We start from the raw sequence: 19,371 nt of genomic DNA, 5'->3' as shown, positions 1-19,371 counted from the left end.
TTGCTCTTTTGGTTACGGCTTATTTTGCCTAACGGTGTAGACGCAGTTTCTTCCTCCCTTTAGGATGTACTCCCCCCGTTCAATATGAACATCATCCCCTAGAACCGTTTGGAATAAATGTAACTCATTCTTACATAACCCGGTACACACAGCAGCAGCTTCACAGATCGGACAATGCTTCTCGATGAATAAGAGACTGCCATCCTCCTGCTCCTTAACCTCGGCCATATAACCTTCATGGGTGCGAATCTCGGCCAGTTTCTCCAATTTCTCTCTAACCTCCGCTGCGGCGCCAAGATGCTGAAGATATTGTTTCTGCATTTTTTTATTTCGAACATCCAGCAGCTTGTCCAGCCCTTCATTGCCAAAAGCTTCCTTCATCGAATGGATGAGACTGATGGATAAATCCGAATATCCGCTTGGGAAAAAACGATTAGCCGCGGGAGTTAATATCCACAGCTTGGTGGGGCGGCCCATGGGACGGGCCTCTACCACATTCGTAACCAGTCCTTCTTCTTTCAGTGTATTCAAATGCTGACGAATAGCCATTCCAGACAACGAAAATTGAGAGGAGAGTTCCACAACATCCATGCCTCCGCGCTCCTTCAACAGATCAATGATCGCTCTTCGGGTACTGGTGGAGACATCCTTTTTGATTTGATTCCGGCTCATGGTGCACCTCCTTTTTGAAGCAACTGAATCTACATCTCTCCCTACATTTTAAACAAAAATGTTGACAAAGTCAAAGCTGGACTGTAGCGTAGACATTATAAACCAAAATGTTTACTAAGTATCCGGAACTATGAACTTACACCAAAGGGAGCGGCTCTTGCTACATTCATACCCTGTTTAATCGAATGGGGTACCACAAACTAAATTAGGCTTGTACAGGAGGAATGAAGATGAACGTTGAAATTAGTGAGCGGGCATCAGAGAAAATCGCCGAAATCTTATTGAGCGCAAATACCCGGGATTCTTTTCTTAGAGTAGGTGTTGAAGAAGGGGGATGCAGCGGATTGTCTTATACACTTGTGTTGGATGAGCAGCACACAGAGGAGGATATGGTATTCAATAAAGATAAATTCAGTATAGTCGTTCACACGAAGAGCATCCCCTTTATTGATGGTCTTGAAATTGACTATGAGGAAAGCGGAATGATAGGCGGATTCACTATGAATAACCCTAATGCCAAAGTCTCCTGTGGATGCGGGGCCAGTTTTAGAATGGCTAACTATCGGGGTGAAGTTAAAAAATGTGATTAATTTTTAAACAAAATCTCCTATTGAGCATCGTTCAGGAAGTGAATTTGCTCATTTATAGTGATAAGCTTAATCTGGTGTACAAGCCAGATTGAACTAGGAGGCGGAATTACGTGGGCAGAACAGAGAAGCATGAAGGCGTGACAACCTTTGAGGAGATGGCTGAGGTTGTCGGCAGGCTGGGAATTGTACCGCTGGCGTCCCTGATCCCCGAGCATCCGTCCGTGAACGGGCTGACGCTGGCAGAGAATTGGCATACCGATACAGAGCTGGACCCTTGGGGATGGCGGGTCAGATTTCCCGGAGAAGGGTTAGCGGGATACGGAAAATTCATCAAGAAAAAAGCTGTCCTCGTCTCCCGCGGGTGGCTGCCGGCTTATCTCGCAGCGGCCGGGCCTCAGCGGTCTCTGGAAGAACGGTATGAGAGCGGTCTTGCCACTAGAGAAGCGCTGACGCTGCTGCAGATTATCCGGGCCAAAGAAGGGATAGAGACACGCCAGCTGCGTTCGATGGCCGACCAGCTGCGTTCGATGGCCGATATGAAAGCCAAGGAGAAGAAAACAGCGTTTGACAATGCTGTAACGGAGCTGCAAGGGTCAATGGACATTGTGATCTCGGGAGTCAAGCAGCGGCTGAATGCGGACGGGGAGCCGAACGGGTGGAACAGTACCTCGTTTGAAACTGCGGGGCACTGGATGAAGGAAGCGGGAATCCAGCCCTTCGAAGGAACCAGGGAAGAGGCGGTCGCGTGGCTGCGTTCCGGAATGGACGGTAGCTGGGCACCGGAGGCCATTGCCTGGATCAGCAAAGTGCACGGCTGGAAATAAAAGTGCAGGGCTGAAAAAAACGATAACGGCAGTCTCCGGGTTTATCCCGGGGGCTGCTTTTTTTAGCTTCTACTTGAAGAAATAAAAACGGCTAATCCATCTCCCGCAGGAACAGACTGGCCGTAAGCGCTTACGAAACTGCTTGTATGATGAAGCTGGAGCAAGCTTATAGCATAGGGGCGAGGTAGGCAATCAGGAAATACAAGAAGCCGAACAGCAGCATAATATAGGCGGTATACTTGATTGCGTCGGAGGCCACGATACTTAAGTCTTTGGGAGCCTGGACTTCCAGACGTTCCTGTTCAGTCGAATCCACTTCCTGGTTATAAGAATCTTTCATCGGGATTCCCTCCTAATATAAGTGTTTTGGTAAGCATAAGCTTCCTTAGTCGCTTCGGCCAATTGGCAACTGGCATTGGAAGCATACGCAATAAGTTTGGTGTGCGGGACTTGTAAATACTCTTCTTAATTGTATTGTGACATATTTGTGAATTAAATTCAACAATATTGTGAATATTTTTGGACACAACTTCAAATTTGGGCGCAAACCAAGACAAACAGCCACCCCGGGTCCAGAGGCGGCTGTTTGTTTTTGATGTGAAAATCAGGATAGTATGTCTATTGTACTTTGTACATTAGCTGATCTCTTAAAGCCCCGGAAAAATGAATCTATTGCACTCTGTACACTAGAATTTTGTGAAAAGGGGGTTTTTTAGGCCATTATCCGGAAATCTATTGTAGGAAATACAACAGAAGGTGTCAAAGCAGGCTATTCAGCAAATTCTATTGCAGGAAATGCAATTACACCAAAAGCCCCGCCAGTCTCATATGAGAACGACGGGGCCATCTTACCAGATTACAGGTGCACAGGCTTAAGCCCAGTCCCCGTTACGGAAGACGGGTTCTGCCGAACCGTCATCGGCAATCCCGTCGATATTCATCTCCGGCGAGCCCATCATGAAATCGACATGAGTAAGGCTCTGGTTCATGCCCCGCTCGGCCAGTTGTTCCTTGGTCAGGTTGATGCCATCCTGCAAGGTGAAGGCGTAGGAAGCACCAAGTGCCAGATGGCAGGAGGCATTCTCGTCATACAGCGTCGTGTAGTAGAGAATACCGCTCTCCGAGATCGGGGAATGGAAGGGCACGAGAGCTACTTCACCGAAGTAGGCTGCACCTTCATCCATAGCCAGCAGGGAAGCTAAGGCATCCTGGCCGACCTCTGCGGTATAGTCAGTGACTTTACCGTTCTCCAGGGTCAGGGTGAAGCGGTCGATGATGTTGCCGCCATAGCTGAGCGGCTTCGTGCTGCGGACAGTGCCGTTCGCTCCGGTCTTCAGCGGAGCGGTGAATACTTCCTCCGTCGGAATGTTCGCCAGGAAGGACATTCCGCGGCTGTTCACCGCACCGGCCTGACACCAGATATGGCCTTCAGGCAATTCGATCGTCAGATCGGTGCCCGGAGCAGTGTAATGCAGCTTGCGGTATTTCTTGGCGTTCAGGAGTTCACAGCGCTGCTTCAGTCCGGCCAGATGGCTGCTCCAGGCTTGCAGCGGATTCTCCTGATCGGCGCGTACAGCCTTGAAGATGGCGTCCCAGAGCAGTTCAATCTGCTTCTCCGGTGCAGCGTCAGGGAATACTTTGGCTGCCCAGGATGGGGAAGGGAAGGCGAGGCCGCTCCAGCTGACATGGTTAGCCATCAGCATCTCACGGTAAGCGGTCATAGCCTGGCCGGCCGTCTTCTGATGGTCGGCGATCCGGCTGGCCTCTACGCCGCTCAGCAGATCCGGGTTCGCCGAGATAATCGTCAGGAACGCAGCGCCGTTCCGCGCCAGGTCCTCTAACTCATCGGCCTGCCACTTCGGCGGCTCCAGGAAGCTCTCGGAAGGCGCAAGATCATAACGGGTGCGGGTGACGAATTCATCGGAATAGTTAACCTTAACGAGCTTCGCGCCTGCTTCATAGGCTTGTCGTACGATCAGGCGGACTAGTTCGGCCGATACAATATCCGCATTGACGACGAGCGTTTGGCCGGGTTGAATATTAACGCCGATTTTTACAGCGAGCAGTGCGTAATTCTCCAGCTTTTGTGTGAAATCCAGCATGGGTTCAGCTCCATTCATGATCTATTGAAATGCAATAAGGTAAAGGAGGGCTTCAGAATGCCCAGTTGCCCTTCAGGAATACAGGCTCACGGGTACCGTCAGCGGTGATTCCGTAAATATCCATCTCAGCGGAGCCGATCATGAAATCGACATGGGTTACACTGTTGTTGAGGCCGCGGGCAGTCAGTTCATCCTGGTTCATTTCCTTGCCGCCTTCCAGACAGAAGGCATAGGCTGTGCCGATAGCCAGATGGTTCGAGGCATTCTCGTCAAACAGGGTATTGAAATAGAGAATACCAGATTCTGAGATCGGGGATTTATGCGGAACGAGTGCGACTTCCCCGAGATACCTCGCGCCTTCATCCAGGCTGATCAGATATTCGAGGGCTTCCTGGCCTTGCTCGGCGCTCACGCTGGTGATCTTGCCCTGTTCAAAAGTGATCGAGAAGCCGTCAATAATATTCCCGCCGTGGCTTAGCGGCTTCGTGCTTCTGACTGTTCCGTTCACACCGGTTTTCTTGGGAGCGGTGAATACTTCTTCGGTTGGCATATTAGCGACAAAAGAATGACCTTTGGCATTGATGCTGTCCCCTTGAGCCCACAAGTGGCCTTCAGGCAGCTCGATGCTAAGGTCAGTTCCAGGGGCTATGTAATGCAGGCTTTTGTATTTTTTGGCGTTCAGGACATCGGCCTTCTGCTCAAGGGTGTCGAGATGCTCCTGCCAGGCAGCCACAGGGTCCTCACGGTCCAGACGGACGGTATGGAAGATGGCTTCCCACAGCTTGTCTACGCGCTCACCTGCAGGGACGTCAGGAAAGACCTTGTCTGCCCACGGCTGGGAGGGGATAGCCACAATACTCCAGCTGACTTTATCGGACATCTGCAAGTCACGGTATTTCGTAAGCGCTGCTCCCCGTGTCTTCTGGAAGTTCGCGATCCGCTCGGGGTCAATGCCTTTGAGTGCATCCGGATTCTCGGCAATCACATTCAGGAAGGCGGCGCCGTTCTCGGCAAGCTCGGTCATCTCACCCGCATACCAGGTTGGGGCCTTGGTGAATACTTCAGGTGCGGCATGCTCGAACTGCTGGCGGGTGATGTATTCATCACTCCAGTTCACCTTGACCTGGCTTGCGCCGATGGCATAAGCTTTGGCGGTAATCAACCGGACGAATTCGGCTGCGGTGATCGGGGCGTTCACGACCAGGATTTGTCCCGGCTGAACATTCACACCGATTTGCACCGCCAAATCAGCGTATTTACTTAGCTTGGATTGAAGCTCTGTTTCTGTCATTGCGAATTCCTCCATTACCCAATTTTTAGCTCTGTACAAGCATTGTACTAAATTATTAACCGCAGGATGAAAAAAGTCAATTACAGCGCAAAAGGAAAGGAATTGCTGACAGAACAATGTTATACTGAATCGAGTGGGCATGATCAGATGAAAGGAAGGAAAGAGGATGAACCTGGAAATCACCAAAGCAGAAATGAAACGCGTAGAGGATAGAAGTTTTGTCGGGAGAACGGTATTTACATTGGAGAATCATCATTCTCCGTATGAGATCACTTTCTTCAGCTCCCGCGGAACCGAGTGGGATTACAGCCTGAGCTTCGCCGGTGAGCCGGGAAGTGAGGAGCAGTTCCTGGAGGTGGATGCACTGCTGGAGAATGACGATGATCTGTACAATCAGCTGCTGGATGCAGCGCTCGATACCCAGGAGATCCCGGAAGAGGAAGCCTAGCAGAGGTCAGATTAAGACTAGTACAGCGTCAGATTTAAACTAGTGGATGGAGCTCTATAATGCCTGAAGGGGTAAAGGAGTACAGGAGTGGGTGGAGGTCCTCCCTTCAAGTGGCATTCCCAGATGATGATGGGAGTTGTTCATTCGGGCGTTTGGCAAGGCGTAACGGACTGAGGCGCACTTATTCCGGATGAAAGTCACCCCTTGGGCAAAGGAACGGACCCCATGGAGCTCTTATTCTTGGAATTTCTACTCTTAAACCTCTTGTAGAGAGTCGATAAGGGCTACTCCGTCCGTTTGGACCTTTGTCAAGAAAGTAGACGCTCACGCAACGGATTTTTCAGTACATTGCTTAGCAAAACGGATGGGTGAAAGATACCCTAGCGCGCCGTGCATTCGCTTACGGTTATAGTAAAATTCAATGTACTGGTAAATGGCTTGGTAAGCCTGCTCAGGCGTTTTAAAACGGGGGTTACAGTATATGAGTTCCTTCTTTAAGATACTGTGCCAAGACTCAATGCAGGCGTTATCGTAACAGTTTCCTTTGCGGCTCATGCTCGATTCCATCTGGTATGTCTTTAGCTGCTGGGTGTATTCAGTAGAAGTATACTGAGACCCTCGGTCCGAGTGGTGTAAGAGTCCCGCACCAGGCCGTTTGGCTGTATAGGCCGCCTGCAGGGCGTCCAGAACCAGGCTAGTCTCCATGTGGTTATACAACCGCCAGCCTACGATTTCACGCGTGCATAGATCCATGACACTGGCCAGGTACAAGCGACCTCCCCGGCAAGGGATATACGTAATGTCAGTCACCCATACCGTATTCGGTTTCAGTACTTTAAACTCTTGGTTCAGCGTGTTCGGTGCAATGGGATTGCTATGCTTAGAATCGGTGGTCTGTACGCGGTAGGGTTTAGATACCACCGAGCGTAGCTTCATTTGCCGCATATACACACTCACGGTACGTTCCGTGACGGTATAGCCTTCCTGGTGCAGCAACCGGGTGATTTTCGGACTCCCATACCGCATTTTGTGGTCGGCAAAATGGTACCGGATTCGCTCCTTCACCGCAGCCTTGTGGAGTTCTTGTGGACTGGGTTTGGCGCTCAGCCACTTGTAATACCCGCTCCTGGATACTTGTAGGGTTATGCACATCTTCTCCAAGCGATACTCGGAGCGATGGTCCTTCATGAACTGGAATCGGAGTTCCTTGGTCTGCTGAAGATGTGCACTGCTTTTTTTATGATAGCCAATTCTTCATCCCGGTCGGCAAGTTGATCTTGGTGTTCCTTGAGCTGACGCCGTGCTTCCTTCAGCTCTGCTTCGAGCTCCCTCACCCGATCCACACTCGCTACCGGTTCATTCTTAAGCTCTCGATATTGCCCCATCCACTGATGCAGTGTGCTTTTCGGGATGTCTAGCTCTTCCGCTAATTCACTGAAGCTCTTCGTCTGTTCTTGAATAAATTTCACAGTTTCCCTTTTAAACTCTTCGTTATATCGCTGACGCTGTTCTCCCATGTGAACACCTCCGTTACTTCTATTATCGGTCCGTACGTTAACGGTTGTCCACAGTCTATTCTAGTCGCAGTTAAACCGCAAAACGTGGCGTTTTCCAGGGAATAGGGTCTCTCAAGTCTGTTAGGAGCAAACTCAGCCGGGCGCGTAGTTCCGTGGTTCGGAACCTCCGGGGTTCAGCCCTATGGCGGGAGACTTAATTGTACTTCGTACAACTAAAACATTGGATTTCCAAGCGGTTATCTGTTTAGATGTATTTCGTACATTTATAACTCCAGCTTCTGCTGGTCCTCACCCCTTCGGGCGGATTTAGTTGTACAGACTACAGGTATACGATGCCCGTATGTCTTTTCACTGTTTTTAAGTGTACAATCTACAGCTATAGTTGAATTTAACCTATTCAAAAAAGCGACCCCGTCCCGGCACATGCCGTGTGACGAATAGGGTCGCTTTTCTTATAAAGATAAGATGCTGCATACGATAGCTTATCCTTCTATTTCCACTTGTTCACCGGTTCTGCTGTCCTTAACCAATAGTAATATTGCCTTCAGGATACCGGTACAGCTCCTTGCTGTTCTTCGGTTTGAGGGCATAGGCCAGCGTAAGCGGTCCCGTCCGGCCTACGAACATCAGAATAATCACCAGCACCTTGCCGATGGTGGTTAGTTCGGTGGTCAGTCCCATCGTAATGCCTGAGGTGCCGAAGGCGGATACGGCCTCGAACAAGACGCTCAGGAAGTCGGCACTTTCCGTTACAGACAGTAGCATGGTGGAGATGACCACCAGCATCAGGGACAACAGCGTCATCGTTATGGCCCTGTAGACATTCTCCTTCGAGATCCGGTGGCGGAACATTACGATATCTTCTTTGCCCCGGAGCTTGGCGTAGGCGGTGCTGGCCAGAATGGCAAAGGTGGTAATCTTGATCCCGCCGCCGGTGGAGCCGGGAGCGGCCCCGATGAACATTAGCAGAATCATCAGGAATTGTGTCGATTCCCGCAGCAGCGGAATCTCGATGGTGGTTACGCCTCCTGAACGGGGTGTAATGGCCTGAAGGAATGAGGCCATAATCTTACCACCGGCATGAAGCGGCTTCAGCGTAGCGTTCCATTCAAGCCAGAAGAAGATAACCGCACCGATGAGAATGAGCGCAGCGGAAGTGGTAAGTACCACCTTGGAGTGAAGCGTCAGCCGCTTGCGCTTGGGGAAATCTATAACATCGGATAATACAATGAAGCCGATACCGCCGAGGAAAATCAGTAGCATGGAGGTAATATTCACAATTGGATCTTCCACATAGCGGGTTAATCCGCTGAAAGGCCCGTGTACATCGCCGAACAGGTCGAAGCCCGCGTTGTTGAAAATCGAAATACTATGGAATATTCCGTAATACGCTGCTTTGCCTAAAGGCATATCTACTATAAATCTGGCGGCCAGCAGAATGGCTCCGGTCAACTGGATCACCAGTGAATAGATAAGCACCCGGCGGATCAGCTTCACAATGCCCTGCATGGAATTCTGGTTCATGGACTCCTGCAGCAGCAGACGCTCCTTCAAGGAGATCCGCTTGTTCAGCACCAGCGTAATCAGCGTAGCCATCGTTACGAACCCAAGACCGCCGAACTGGAACAGGACCAGCAGCACGACCTGCCCAAAGGTCGAGAGCTGCGTTCCCGTATCAATGACGGCAAGTCCGGTTACACAGGTCGCAGAGGTTGCCATGAACAGCGCATCAACGAACGAGATTCTTCCGCCGGTAGAAGCCGCAGGCAGGGATAACAGCAGGGTGCCGGCAGCGATCAGCAGTACAAAGCCTAGTGACAGTATTTTGGGCGGCGTCAGCTTCAAATGCCCAAAGAAAAGGTTAGCCAAGTTCATTCTCCTGACAATAGGGATAGGATCTGACAAGATTATAGCATAACTTATATTCCCGTCACCAAACAGGCAGGAAATTGACATATTTTATCGAAATGGTTAAAGGCTGTACCTACTACTTGCACTTATAGAGGAGGCTCTACTTGCTGTGACAAGTCCCATAAGGAATCAGATTGGCGCGGTCTTCATCCCGGTTAGTGATATCGAAAGATCCAAGAACTGGTATTGTGGTCTGCTCGGACTGCCGATGGACGGCGAAGTGTTATTCGGGCATTTGTATGAGGTGCCGATGCAGGGGCCGGGAATCATACTGGACAGCAAAATCTTCACAGCCGAAGCCGTACTGAAGGTACCATCCTTCCATCTGCTCACAGAGGATATCGACGCCGCTTATGATTATGTCAAAGCCAGCGGGGCGGAGATCCTTACGGATATTGAAAATGACCACTGGTTCAACTTCAAGGACCCGGACGGAAATGTGCTGATGATCTGCCGATTAATCACTTAATTAACTAGGTTAATTATAATTGTTAATCACATTAATTAATGATGTTTAACTGCATTAACTATACTGCAATATCCGCGAAAGTTCAGCAAAAAGGGCGCCTCCCGGTAATTACCGGGGAGCGCCCTTTGTCTAAATATAAGCGGTTATATGTTGTTCTGTATATCAGAATCATCGGACGAAAGATCAATCTCGATCTCCACCTTACGGATACGGTGGCGGTTCATCTCGCGCACAGTCAGTGTGACATGCTCATAGGTGAGACTTTTGCCGACAACCGGCTCCTCCAGATGGCTGTACAGCCATCCTCCGATGGTGGTGACTTCCTCATCGTGGAAATCAAGCTTGGTGAGATCCTTGATCTCCAGGAGAGACACGTTGCCGTCGAACAGATAATGGGTCTCGCTCAGCTTCTCCACATTCCTGCGTTCATCCCCGTCGAACTCATCGCGGATCTCACCGACGATCTCTTCCAGGATGTCCTCAATCGTGATCAGGCCGGAAGTACCGCCGTATTCATCGAGCAGCAGGGCGATATGGACACGCTCCTTCTGCATACGGGTTAACAGGGTCTTCACCGGCGTAACTTCAGATACAGTAAGAATAGGAAGGATCAGGCTTTTGAAATCGAAATCCGGGTTGTTGTCGTATTGCAGGTAGAGCTGCTTGGTATTGATCATACCGATGATATTATCTTTGCTGCCGTCGGCAACAGGGAACCGCGTATACTGCTCCTTGCGGATAATCGCAATGTTCTCCAGCAGCGAGTGGTCGGTGAACAGGCAGACCATATCTGTCCGGGGAACCATAATTTCCTTGGCGAGCATTTCATCAAAGGTGAAAATCCGGTTAACATAACCATATTCCGCTTTGTTGATTTTGCCGCTCTCGTAGCTCTCGGACAGGATCAGGCGAATCTCGTCTTCACTGTGGGCGTCGCCATGTTCACTGGCCGGCTTCATTCCGAACATACGGACGAGCAGGTTGGCGGAACCGTTCATGATCCAAATCAAAGGGTACAATATTCTGTAGAACCAAATAATCAGCGGTGCGGTAATCTGACCAATTTTCTCCGGAATGTTGATAGCGGCTGTCTTCGGCGCAAGTTCACCGACAACGACATGCAGGAATGTGGCGATAATGAAGGCCAGTGCAAACGCAATAGGCTCGCTAACGCTGTGACTCAGGTTCGTAAGGTCGAACAATGGCATCAGCATCTGCTCAAACGCAGGCTCTGCCAAAGCCCCGATTCCGAGTGCAGTAATGGTGATCCCAAGCTGACAGGCTGACAAATATCCGTCGAGGTTAGCAGACACCCGCTGTACCGCTAGCGCATTCTTCTTCCCGTCGAGTACCATCTGACTGACCTGGCTTCCCCGTAATCTCACTACTGCAAATTCCGTTGCTACAAAAAATGCGGTTAAAATAATCAAAATTGCCACGAGCGTCAAACTAAGTCCTATACCCATATAATCTTTACCATCCCTTTCGTTCCTAAAATAGGTTATACTCATATTATGAGTTCATATGAACCTATTGTACGAACTTTTCAATGAAATATCAAATGTGGAGGGTTGCCAGCTATGGAAGCTTTTACACTAAGCCGGATAGAAATGTCCGGACTCTTACTGTCTCTAAGTCCAGACTCGGAGCGGAAGCCGCTCCATATTCTGCAGGAAGCCTGGACCAAATTCCACCGGGAAGAGGTGCGGAAGGGAACGTCGCTGCCCGCATTTCTGTCTACAGATATTCCCCCGATCCTGCAAAAGCTGATCAAAGGCGGCGGCGTCAAAGGGCTGTCGCTTGGCGAAATTGCTTCGCTGGGCAGTCTGATTGAGTATTCCACATTGTCTGTCTCCGCTATGCAGAACTGGGTGAAGCGTGATTTCAAGGAATATCTCGGTGCCCCGCGCGAGGGCAAGAAATATTCTATTAATCAGGCGGCCATCCTATTTATAATTGATGACCTTAAGGCAGCGCTTGATTTCGAGAGCATCCGCCAGCTCTTCCGTGTGCTGTTCCTGGTGCCGGATCGGGATGATGATGACCTTGTTGAGCCGGCACAGCTGTATCACGGGTACGCAGAGCTGTTCGAGGAGATTAAGACCCGTTCCCCGATCCCTGCACAAGGACAGGCTCTCTCCGGCAATCCCAAGGAATATTTATGGAAGTCCGACAGCGCCATCAAGTCGGCCATGGACGGAATGATGAAACGGCTGGGCCACCTGAGCAGAACGCAACGGGATGCGGTGCAGAATATGCTGCTGATCGCTGCGATTTCGGTGCAGACCTGTTATTTTCAGGCGATGGCCCGCCAATATTTCAATGCGGTGTTATTCCTTGATTTTTGAACCATCCGATTCTAGAATGTGTAAGAGAAACTAGTCAGAGGTTGCAGGATTCGGGAATCAGGGGAGAGGGGCTCTAAGTCATGTTCAATCAAATGTCGCTGCTGCAGAATCGGAAGCAGAGAAAGCTGCTGTTCAGTGCAGGGCTTAGCTGGATGTTCGACGCCATGGATGTCGGGATGATTTCTTTTGTCGTGGCTGCATTAGCCAAGGAATGGTCGCTGGGACCGGAGAAGATCGGATATTTAACCAGTATCAACTCGGTGGGAATGGCGGTAGGTGCGGCAGCCGCCGGGATTCTGGCAGACCGCTTCGGACGCAAATCCGTGCTGCTGTGGACGCTGCTCATCTTCTCCGTAGCAAGCGGGCTGTCCGCCTTCGCCGCAGGTTATGCAGTACTGTGTGTGCTGCGCTTCATTGCCGGCTTTGGACTGGGCGGGGAGCTGCCGGTGGCTTCAACACTGGTATCCGAGAGTATGCCGGTTCAAGAAAGAGGAAGGGCAGTTGTGCTGCTGGAGAGCTTCTGGGCGTTAGGCTGGATTCTGTCGGCGCTGATCGCTTATTTCGTCATTCCGGATTACGGCTGGCGGATTGCCTTCGCCATTGGCGCGGTACCGGCGCTATATGCACTCTATCTGCGCAAGGCGATTGATGACTCCCCGAAGTTCGCGGAGATCAAGAAGGCTCCTCCGGTGCCCCTGAAGGCGCGTGTGGCGGCTGTCTGGTCCGCAGAATACCGCCGCTCGACCATCATGCTATGGATTCTGTGGTTCACCGTGGTGTTCTCTTATTATGGAATGTTCCTGTGGCTGCCGACGGTGATGGTGCTTAAGGGCTTCAGTCTGGTCAAAAGCTTCGAGTACGTGCTGATCATGACACTCGCCCAGCTTCCGGGATACTTCACCGCCGCCTATTTCATCGAGAAATTCGGCCGCAAGTTCGTGCTCGTCATCTACCTGCTGCTGACAGCGGTCAGCGCGGCCTGGTTCGGAAATTCCACCACTGAGGGCATGCTGATGGCCGCCGGGATCTGTCTGTCCTTCTTCAATCTGGGAGCCTGGGGCGGGATGTACGCCTATACGCCTGAGCTGTATCCGACCACCATCCGCTCGACAGGGGCCGGACTCGCCACCTCCTTCGGACGGATCGGGGGCATTATCGCGCCTACGCTGGTCGGCGTAATGGTCGGCAATTCGGTCGGGATCGGCTCCATCTTCATGATATTCTTCGGGACGATTGTGGTCGGCGCACTGGCGGTGCTGTTCCTGGGGAAGGAAACGAAGGGATTGGAATTGCAGTAGGCAGTTAGTGGAATAGAGCTGTTTTATCGGGCCAGCCGGAAGAATCCGGCTGGCTTTTGTCTTACTTATTTGATATAACCCCTTACTTTTCTGGATTACCCTATGGCAAGGCATCCGTATAATCATTTATGTAACCGCTTACTTTCGTGTGAATCGCACGGGAGAAAATGATGAGGAGGCAACAGATGACAACCAAAAGTATAAAGGGGCTTGTCATGTTCGTCCAGTGGGGCGAATTCACCGCAAGGGACTGAAGCCACGGCCAAGACGGAGGGCTCGGCGTCTGCGGTTGAGCTGCGTATGACCTGGTGGGGCTCACAGACCCGCCATGATCTGACCACCAAGATGATCAAGCGGTCCGAGGAGAAGAATCCCGGCATCACGATTAAGCACCGGGCGCAGCCCGGCGGAATTTCTGAAGCACTGACGGGAAAGCCTCAGCACGCAGGACATCCTATACTCTGCTATTGCAGCCCGCAGGGTGAGTATAGTATATTCTTATGGAGACACAAACGAACGTTCTCATTGCCCGTCATGATGCGGTGCGGTGACAGACGGTCTATTCCAAGATCTTGAGGAGCCGGTCTCTCAAGGTCTTTTTCCCGATGATAACGGGAGAACGATCAGAGACGGCTGCATTGCCGGATAGGGCATATGGTATAATGGTACAAATTATAATGACACACTAATGGAGCGGGTAAGTATGGCTAAAGACAGGCAGGGTCTGCATTTCTCGGAGCTGGTCTGGGAGAGTACGGAGCAGAATATGGCGATTCCGCCGCGCAGTTCCGCAGATGCGGTTAACCCGAAGCCTCCGGCAGATCCGGGCAAGAAGAAACCTTCCCAATACGGAACCGTGCAGCTTCAGCTATGGGATATGGAAGAGACTGCGGAGCCGGTTACCACGACAGAGAGCCAGTTCGTCCAGCGTGCCCATGAGCTTGTGGAGCGTAAGGAGCCTGCGGCGCTGTTCGTCCCGTTCAAAAGCTATTGGCCGACCTACGGGCATATGACTGGCGCGCAGAGCAGGTGGTATTTCTTCTGGCGGGATGAAGTCCGGCAAGGGAGATACCCGCAGACAGATCTCTCTTATATCTTCCTGCATATCTATGAGCTGATTAATGGTGTGGGCTGGGATGAGCCTGCGGAGGGCTGCCGTCAGCTCTGCTTGCTGTGGGAAGCCTACCGCGACAAGTATAAGCGCCTGGATCAGTACCTGGGCGGATGGATTGCGGATTTTTCTTTTGTCCATAAGCTGGATATCCCGCTCTCGGAGATTGTGGCCCGTTCACGCGGGCTGGCGGGGGATCTCGCGGAGCTGGAGCTTGTCCGCTGCCTGTCGGCTGCTCCGGAGCAGCTCAGCATAGAGGTCCTGAGTGTGATGTCAGACTATGATATCAGCAAGTCGAAGTTCTATACCGGTGAAGGAAAACGGGCTGCGGACCGTTACATCCCGCAGGTTGTAGCCTTAATTGATGCTTATGTCGCGCGGAAGCACGGCTCGAATCTGCTTACAATGTTCCCGCCCGGCCCGCCGGTGGTCCGTGAGCGGTATTTATTCCGCAGCGCCGTATATGATATCTCCCTGTATGGCTATTCTGTTCTTGTGCCTGTCATCCGGGTCAGCAAATCCCCGCCGCTGCGCAGCCTGATTACCCGCCTGTTCCGGCTGACCGAGAACAAGCTGCGGGCGCTTATGGGGTACCGGGGAAGGCTCAAGGATGTGAGAGTCGATGCCGACATGGAGGATCTCGTCACCCGGTTCCTGCAGCGTGAATTCCGCAAGGCGGAGCAGGAAGAGAAGGGTCCGGCGGTGGTCATTGACCAGCGGAAGCTGGAGCAGCTGGAGAGCGACTCCGAGGTTGTGCGTTCCCTGCTCACAGTGGAAGAGACCGGGGAGCCTGGTCTTGAAGATGAAGCGGACAGGGGAACTGAGGCTCTAGGGGAGTATAGAGGAGCCGAGTCAGCGTCAGCCGTTACCAGAAGTGATACAGAGGCACTTGGACAAGCTGAAGAGCAGGCGGGCCGTATGGCTGGTGAGGAGAGACAGAGCCCTGAAAGGCAAGTCCAGCCAGATGAATCTCCGGACAGTTCTGCCGGGCTGCGGCTGTTGCCTGCCTCTGATGGTGAAGCGGACAACTGGACACGCTTCGCTTCTGAACTGACTCCGCTTCAGCGTGAAGTGGTGCTTGCACTGGCCGGGGAAGATGGCCTTTTGAAGGTGCAGCGGCTGGCAGCAGGCGCCGGGACTATGGCAGAGCTGCTGTACGATGAGATTAATGAGCTGGCAATGGACAGTCTGGGAGACCTCATCATTGACGGGGAAGAGCTGACCGAAGAATGTCTAACCATGCTGGACTATATAAAGAGGTGAAATTCGTAAATGAACCCACTCAAAATACCGAAGCGGATGACCACCGCGCTTGTCAATTCGCTGACAGCGGGAGTTGTCCCGCGGATCGGTCTTGAACATATCGCCGTCGGCCGCCGGCCGGAGGTGGAGGCGATTCTCCGCGATATGGAGAACATCGCTGATGGCGGAGCTGCCTTCAAGCTGATTACAGGTAAGTTCGGCAGCGGCAAAAGCTTCCTGCTCCAGATCATCCGCAACTATGCGATGGACCGCGACTTTGTGGTTGCCGATGCCGATCTGTCGCCGGAGCGGCGGCTGGTCGGCACGAAGGGCCAGGGGCTCGCCACCTACCGCGAGCTGATGAGCCATCTCTCGACCCGTACCCGCCCGGATGGAGGGGCGCTGGAGATCATGCTGCAGAAGTGGATCATGACGCTGCAGCAAGCTGTGATGCAGGAGAAGGGCTACGGCCCTGACGCGCCGGAGCTGGGCGATGAGGTCGGACAGCGTATCTATTCGGTAGCTTCCGAGATGCGCGGGCTGGTGCATGGCTTCGACTTCGCTAAGGTGCTGGCCTCCTACTGGAACGGGCACAAGCTGGCCGATGACGGGCTGAAGCAGGATGCCTTGCGCTGGCTGCGGGGAGAGTTCCCGACCCGTACGGAAGCGCGGAAGGCGCTCGGTGTTGGTGTCATCATCGATGATGACAACTGGTATGACTACATGAAACTGTGGGCTGAATTCACCGGAGCCATCGGTTATAAGGGCTTGCTGCTGTTCATCGATGAAGGGGTGAACCTCTACAAGATTACCAACAGCATCTCGCGGCAGAGCAATTATGAGAAGCTGCTGACCATGTTCAATGATACGATGCAGGGCAAGGCCGAGCGGCTGGGCATCTTCGTCGGCGGTACACCGCAGTTCGTGGAGGACCACCGGCGCGGACTGTTCAGCTATGAGGCCCTGCGCTCCCGGCTGGTGGCCGGGCGGTATGCAGGTAGCGGACTGAACAACTTCACAGGGCCGATTATCACGCTTCACATGCTCTCCCATGAGGAGATCCTGATCCTGCTCCAGAAGCTGCGGGATATCCATGCACTTCACTACGGATACGAAGCTAGACTGACGCAGGAGCAGCTGGTGCATTTCATGGAAGAGGCGGTTAACCGGCTGGGTGCCGATGAGCTGCTGACCGCGCGCGAGGTGGTGCGCGACTTCATGGATCTGCTGCATACCCTGCACCAGCACCCGGATATTTCATTCGAGAAGCTGGTCGGAGAACGGACTTCGCGGCCTGCAGAGCCGGAGCAGAATGAGCTGGACGGATTCCTGGCGGAGTTCGACCTATGAGCGATAACCCGTTCTACCGGCTGGCCCCGTTCATCAAGGAATTCATCTACAAGAACCGCTGGGATACGCTGCGCGAGGCCCAGGTTGATGCCTGCCGCGTGCTGTTCGACACGCCGCATCATCTGCTGATTGCTTCAGGAACCGCTTCGGGCAAGACCGAAGCGGCCTTCTTCCCGGCGCTCACGGAGCTATATGAGCGTCCGTCTGCATCTGTAGGCATCCTGTATATCGCGCCGCTGAAGGCGCTGATTAATGACCAGTTCACGCGGCTGAACGATCTGCTGCGTGAAGGGAACATTCCGGTCTGGCACTGGCATGGCGATGTGCCGCAGGCGGACAAGACCAAGCTGATGCAGAACCCTTCGGGGGTGCTGCAGATTACCCCCGAATCGCTGGAGGGCCTGCTGATGAACCGCCCGAATGCGATCCCGGCCCTGTTCCATGATCTGCGCTTCATCGTCATCGATGAAGTTCATGCTTTCATGGGCGCGGACCGCGGCATTCAGGTGCTGAGCCAGCTGGCGCGGATCTCGCGGATGGCGGGCTGCCATCCGCGGCGGATCGGCCTCTCTGCGACCTTAAGCGACTACGCTTCCGTCACGGAGTGGCTGGCGGCGGGCACGCGCGAGAGCGTGGAGGTCAGCGCGCCGCAGGGCGGGCGCAAGCTGCGGCTGAGCGTGGAGCATTTCTCGTTCCCGGATGCGCGGAACGAGGTGGAGGCCGAACACCTGGAGCGGGCGCGCCAGGCTTATTATGGCTTTATCTATGATCACACGCATGTCAAGAAGGCGCTGATCTTCACGAACAGCCGCACCGATGCCGAAGAGGCCATCCTGGAGATGCGGCGCATTGCCGCGAAGCGCGGCGAGCGGGATGTCTTCCATGTGCATCATGGAAGCATCTCGGCTATGCTGCGCGAAGAGACGGAGGCCGCGCTCCGCCAGGGTGCGGGGCCTGCTGTGGCTGCAGCGACGTTAACGCTGGAGCTGGGGATTGACCTGGGCGAGCTGGAGCGGGTACTCCAGCTCGGCGCGCCTTATAGCTGCGCGAGCTTCGTGCAGCGGCTGGGCCGCTCGGGCAGGCGCGGAGACGCCGCCTCCGAGATGATCTTCGTCACGCCCGAGGAGGAGGACGAGGAGGCGCAGCTGCCTGCGCGGATGCCGTGGACGCTGCTGCGGGCCATTGCCGTAATCGAGCTGTATGTGCGCGAGAAATGGGTGGAGCCGCTGGTTGTGCGCCAGCTGCCGGTCGGTCTTTTGTATCATCAGACGATGAGCATCCTGAAGAGTATGGGGGAAGCGGAACCGGAGGAGCTCAAGGAGGCCGTGCTGAGCCTGCCATCCTTCCGGAGTATCGACTCTGCTGATTATGATGACTTCATGGAATATATGCAGGGCATGGGCCATATTGAGAAGATGGATGAGGGCAGCCTGCTGATCGGCATGGCAGGGGAGAAGATCGTCAATAACTTCCGTTTCTATGCGGTATTCAAAGACGACGAAGAGCATGTGGTCTACAACGGCACAGAGGAGATCGGGTCCATTACCACAGTGCCGCCTCCAGGCTACTGCTTCACACTGGCAGGCAAGCTGTGGAAGGTCGAAGAGGTGGATAACCGCCACAAGGCCGTCTATGTCAAAGGCTCACGCGGCAAAGTGGATACCTTATGGCTGGGTGCAGGCGGGGATGTCCACACCAGAATCATGACGAAGATCCGCGAGGTCCTCGGGTCCACGGCCTTGTACCCGTATCTTGCGCCAAGCGCTGCTGCCAGGCTGGAGCGGGCCCGGAGGCTCGCTAAGGAGAGCGGACTCCTGACTCGTTCGGTCCTGCCTGCCGGAGGGGACTCCATGTTCATCCTTCCCTGGGCCGGCAGCCGCCAGTTCCGCACGCTGGAGCGCTTGCTGAAGAACAATCTGAAGGGTCCGCTTGGCCTGCGTTCCGTCGTGCCGATGGAACCGTACTATATGGTAGTCGCCGGCAAGGCGGATGCCGAGAAGCTGGAGGAGGAGATCATCGCCGAAACGGCTGCGGCCACAGATGCCATTGCACTGCTTGGCCCGGATGAGGCGCCCTACCTCGGCAAATACGATGAGTTCATCCCGCATGACCTGCTGCGCAAAGCCTTTTCACTCGACGGCCTCGATGTTCCGGGTCTGCTTGGCGTCATCAAACAGTGGAAGCAGCCGCCGGAGTAA

18 protein-coding genes are annotated in these 19,371 nt (G+C 53.2%); 10 read left to right on the top strand and 8 right to left on the bottom strand.

Annotated elements, in window-relative coordinates:
* Positions 1-12: 12 nt before the first annotated feature.
* Positions 13-672 carry a helix-turn-helix transcriptional regulator gene (locus tag KDC22_RS17925; RefSeq protein ID WP_211719882.1) on the bottom strand — a complete coding sequence of 220 codons (660 nt, stop codon included), beginning with the start codon at positions 670-672 and terminating at the stop codon, positions 13-15.
* Between the two features lie 230 nt (positions 673-902).
* Here KDC22_RS17925 and KDC22_RS17920 point away from each other — a divergent pair, with 230 nt between their 5' ends.
* Complete coding sequence (locus KDC22_RS17920; RefSeq protein WP_211719881.1) at positions 903-1,262, top strand: HesB/IscA family protein; 360 nt, start codon at positions 903-905, stop codon at positions 1,260-1,262.
* A 110-nt stretch (positions 1,263-1,372) separates the two neighbouring features.
* On the top strand, positions 1,373-2,086 hold the full coding sequence (locus KDC22_RS17915; protein ID WP_246552732.1) for an AlkZ-related protein: 714 nt from the start codon (positions 1,373-1,375) through the stop codon (positions 2,084-2,086).
* Between the two features lie 166 nt (positions 2,087-2,252).
* Here KDC22_RS17915 and KDC22_RS17910 read toward each other — a convergent pair whose 3' ends face one another.
* The 3 genes from KDC22_RS17910 to KDC22_RS17900 form a co-directional block, all read right to left on the bottom strand.
* Positions 2,253-2,426, bottom strand: a complete 174-nt coding sequence (locus tag KDC22_RS17910; RefSeq protein WP_173136928.1) for a hypothetical protein — start codon at positions 2,424-2,426, stop codon at positions 2,253-2,255.
* A 532-nt stretch (positions 2,427-2,958) separates the two neighbouring features.
* Positions 2,959-4,188, bottom strand: coding sequence for an aminopeptidase (locus tag KDC22_RS17905; protein WP_173137006.1), 1,230 nt, complete (start codon positions 4,186-4,188; stop codon positions 2,959-2,961).
* Between the two features lie 52 nt (positions 4,189-4,240).
* Positions 4,241-5,479 (bottom strand): aminopeptidase, encoded by a 1,239-nt coding sequence (locus KDC22_RS17900; protein WP_211719880.1) that lies wholly within the window; start codon positions 5,477-5,479, stop codon positions 4,241-4,243.
* Between the two features lie 166 nt (positions 5,480-5,645).
* Here KDC22_RS17900 and KDC22_RS17895 point away from each other — a divergent pair, with 166 nt between their 5' ends.
* Positions 5,646-5,927, top strand: coding sequence for a hypothetical protein (locus KDC22_RS17895; protein WP_173137010.1), 282 nt, complete (start codon positions 5,646-5,648; stop codon positions 5,925-5,927).
* Positions 5,928-6,251: 324 nt separating this feature from the next.
* Here the strand turns inward: KDC22_RS17895 and KDC22_RS34065 are convergent, their stop codons facing one another.
* The 3 genes from KDC22_RS34065 to KDC22_RS17880 all read right to left on the bottom strand — a co-directional run bounded on the left by KDC22_RS34065 (position 6,252) and on the right by KDC22_RS17880 (position 9,319).
* Entirely contained in the window at positions 6,252-7,115 is an 864-nt protein-coding gene (locus tag KDC22_RS34065) for an IS3 family transposase (protein WP_211722503.1), read from the bottom strand.
* On the bottom strand, positions 7,112-7,444 hold the full coding sequence (locus KDC22_RS17885; RefSeq protein ID WP_173141375.1) for a transposase: 333 nt from the start codon (positions 7,442-7,444) through the stop codon (positions 7,112-7,114). The genes KDC22_RS34065 and KDC22_RS17885 overlap by 4 nt, the downstream gene beginning before the upstream one ends.
* Positions 7,445-7,966: 522 nt before the next feature.
* The gene (locus KDC22_RS17880; RefSeq protein ID WP_173137012.1) at positions 7,967-9,319 is read right to left on the bottom strand and encodes a TrkH family potassium uptake protein; all 1,353 of its coding nucleotides are present in this window, start codon (positions 9,317-9,319) and stop codon (positions 7,967-7,969) included.
* A 145-nt stretch (positions 9,320-9,464) separates the two neighbouring features.
* On the opposite strand from KDC22_RS17880, the gene KDC22_RS17875 reads away from it, so the two are divergent.
* Complete coding sequence (locus KDC22_RS17875) at positions 9,465-9,824, top strand: VOC family protein (RefSeq protein WP_211719879.1); 360 nt, start codon at positions 9,465-9,467, stop codon at positions 9,822-9,824.
* Positions 9,825-9,967: 143 nt separating this feature from the next.
* Here KDC22_RS17875 and KDC22_RS17870 read toward each other — a convergent pair whose 3' ends face one another.
* Positions 9,968-11,290, bottom strand: coding sequence for a hemolysin family protein (locus KDC22_RS17870; RefSeq protein WP_173137015.1), 1,323 nt, complete (start codon positions 11,288-11,290; stop codon positions 9,968-9,970).
* 114 nt (positions 11,291-11,404) lie between these two features.
* Between KDC22_RS17870 and KDC22_RS17865 the strand changes: the two genes are divergently transcribed.
* From KDC22_RS17865 to KDC22_RS17840, 6 genes are all read left to right on the top strand, one after another.
* Positions 11,405-12,172 carry a DUF1836 domain-containing protein gene (locus tag KDC22_RS17865; protein WP_211719878.1) on the top strand — a complete coding sequence of 256 codons (768 nt, stop codon included), beginning with the start codon at positions 11,405-11,407 and terminating at the stop codon, positions 12,170-12,172.
* An 80-nt stretch (positions 12,173-12,252) separates the two neighbouring features.
* Positions 12,253-13,470 carry an MFS transporter gene (locus KDC22_RS17860; RefSeq protein ID WP_246552730.1) on the top strand — a complete coding sequence of 406 codons (1,218 nt, stop codon included), beginning with the start codon at positions 12,253-12,255 and terminating at the stop codon, positions 13,468-13,470.
* A gap of 210 nt (positions 13,471-13,680) precedes the next feature.
* On the top strand, positions 13,681-14,046 hold the full coding sequence (locus KDC22_RS17855; RefSeq protein ID WP_211719877.1) for a hypothetical protein: 366 nt from the start codon (positions 13,681-13,683) through the stop codon (positions 14,044-14,046).
* 127 nt (positions 14,047-14,173) lie between these two features.
* Positions 14,174-15,844 carry a TerB N-terminal domain-containing protein gene (locus tag KDC22_RS17850; RefSeq protein ID WP_211719876.1) on the top strand — a complete coding sequence of 557 codons (1,671 nt, stop codon included), beginning with the start codon at positions 14,174-14,176 and terminating at the stop codon, positions 15,842-15,844.
* A 9-nt stretch (positions 15,845-15,853) separates the two neighbouring features.
* Positions 15,854-17,173: an ATP-binding protein gene (locus KDC22_RS17845; RefSeq protein WP_211719875.1), complete on the top strand. Its 1,320-nt coding sequence runs from the start codon at positions 15,854-15,856 to the stop codon at positions 17,171-17,173.
* Complete coding sequence (locus KDC22_RS17840) at positions 17,170-19,371, top strand: DEAD/DEAH box helicase (protein WP_211719874.1); 2,202 nt, start codon at positions 17,170-17,172, stop codon at positions 19,369-19,371. Before KDC22_RS17845 ends, KDC22_RS17840 begins: the two co-directional genes overlap by 4 nt.

The sequence above is a fragment of the Paenibacillus tritici genome, from assembly GCF_018207515.1.
GTDB lineage: Bacteria > Bacillota > Bacilli > Paenibacillales > Paenibacillaceae > Paenibacillus_AQ > Paenibacillus_AQ tritici.
The sequence above is the reverse complement of the archived record's forward strand: the minus strand, read 5'-3'. Positions and strand labels throughout refer to the sequence as shown.

What these genes read in the sequence shown, in the direction of transcription:
- KDC22_RS17925 (WP_211719882.1), bottom strand. Translation starts at nt 672, where the DNA reads ATGAGCCGGAATCAAATCAAAAAGGATGTCTCCACCAGTACCCGAAGA.
- KDC22_RS17920 (WP_211719881.1), top strand. Translation starts at nt 903, where the DNA reads ATGAACGTTGAAATTAGTGAGCGGGCATCAGAGAAAATCGCCGAAATC.
- KDC22_RS17910 (WP_173136928.1), bottom strand. Translation starts at nt 2,426, where the DNA reads ATGAAAGATTCTTATAACCAGGAAGTGGATTCGACTGAACAGGAACGT.
- KDC22_RS17905 (WP_173137006.1), bottom strand. Translation starts at nt 4,188, where the DNA reads ATGCTGGATTTCACACAAAAGCTGGAGAATTACGCACTGCTCGCTGTA.
- KDC22_RS17900 (WP_211719880.1), bottom strand. Translation starts at nt 5,479, where the DNA reads ATGACAGAAACAGAGCTTCAATCCAAGCTAAGTAAATACGCTGATTTG.
- KDC22_RS17895 (WP_173137010.1), top strand. Translation starts at nt 5,646, where the DNA reads ATGAACCTGGAAATCACCAAAGCAGAAATGAAACGCGTAGAGGATAGA.
- KDC22_RS34065 (WP_211722503.1), bottom strand. Translation starts at nt 7,115, where the DNA reads ATGAAGGACCATCGCTCCGAGTATCGCTTGGAGAAGATGTGCATAACC.
- KDC22_RS17885 (WP_173141375.1), bottom strand. Translation starts at nt 7,444, where the DNA reads ATGGGAGAACAGCGTCAGCGATATAACGAAGAGTTTAAAAGGGAAACT.
- KDC22_RS17880 (WP_173137012.1), bottom strand. Translation starts at nt 9,319, where the DNA reads ATGAACTTGGCTAACCTTTTCTTTGGGCATTTGAAGCTGACGCCGCCC.
- KDC22_RS17870 (WP_173137015.1), bottom strand. Translation starts at nt 11,290, where the DNA reads ATGGGTATAGGACTTAGTTTGACGCTCGTGGCAATTTTGATTATTTTA.
- KDC22_RS17865 (WP_211719878.1), top strand. Translation starts at nt 11,405, where the DNA reads ATGGAAGCTTTTACACTAAGCCGGATAGAAATGTCCGGACTCTTACTG.
- KDC22_RS17860 (WP_246552730.1), top strand. Translation starts at nt 12,253, where the DNA reads ATGTTCAATCAAATGTCGCTGCTGCAGAATCGGAAGCAGAGAAAGCTG.
- KDC22_RS17850 (WP_211719876.1), top strand. Translation starts at nt 14,174, where the DNA reads ATGGCTAAAGACAGGCAGGGTCTGCATTTCTCGGAGCTGGTCTGGGAG.
- KDC22_RS17845 (WP_211719875.1), top strand. Translation starts at nt 15,854, where the DNA reads ATGAACCCACTCAAAATACCGAAGCGGATGACCACCGCGCTTGTCAAT.
- KDC22_RS17840 (WP_211719874.1), top strand. Translation starts at nt 17,170, where the DNA reads ATGAGCGATAACCCGTTCTACCGGCTGGCCCCGTTCATCAAGGAATTC.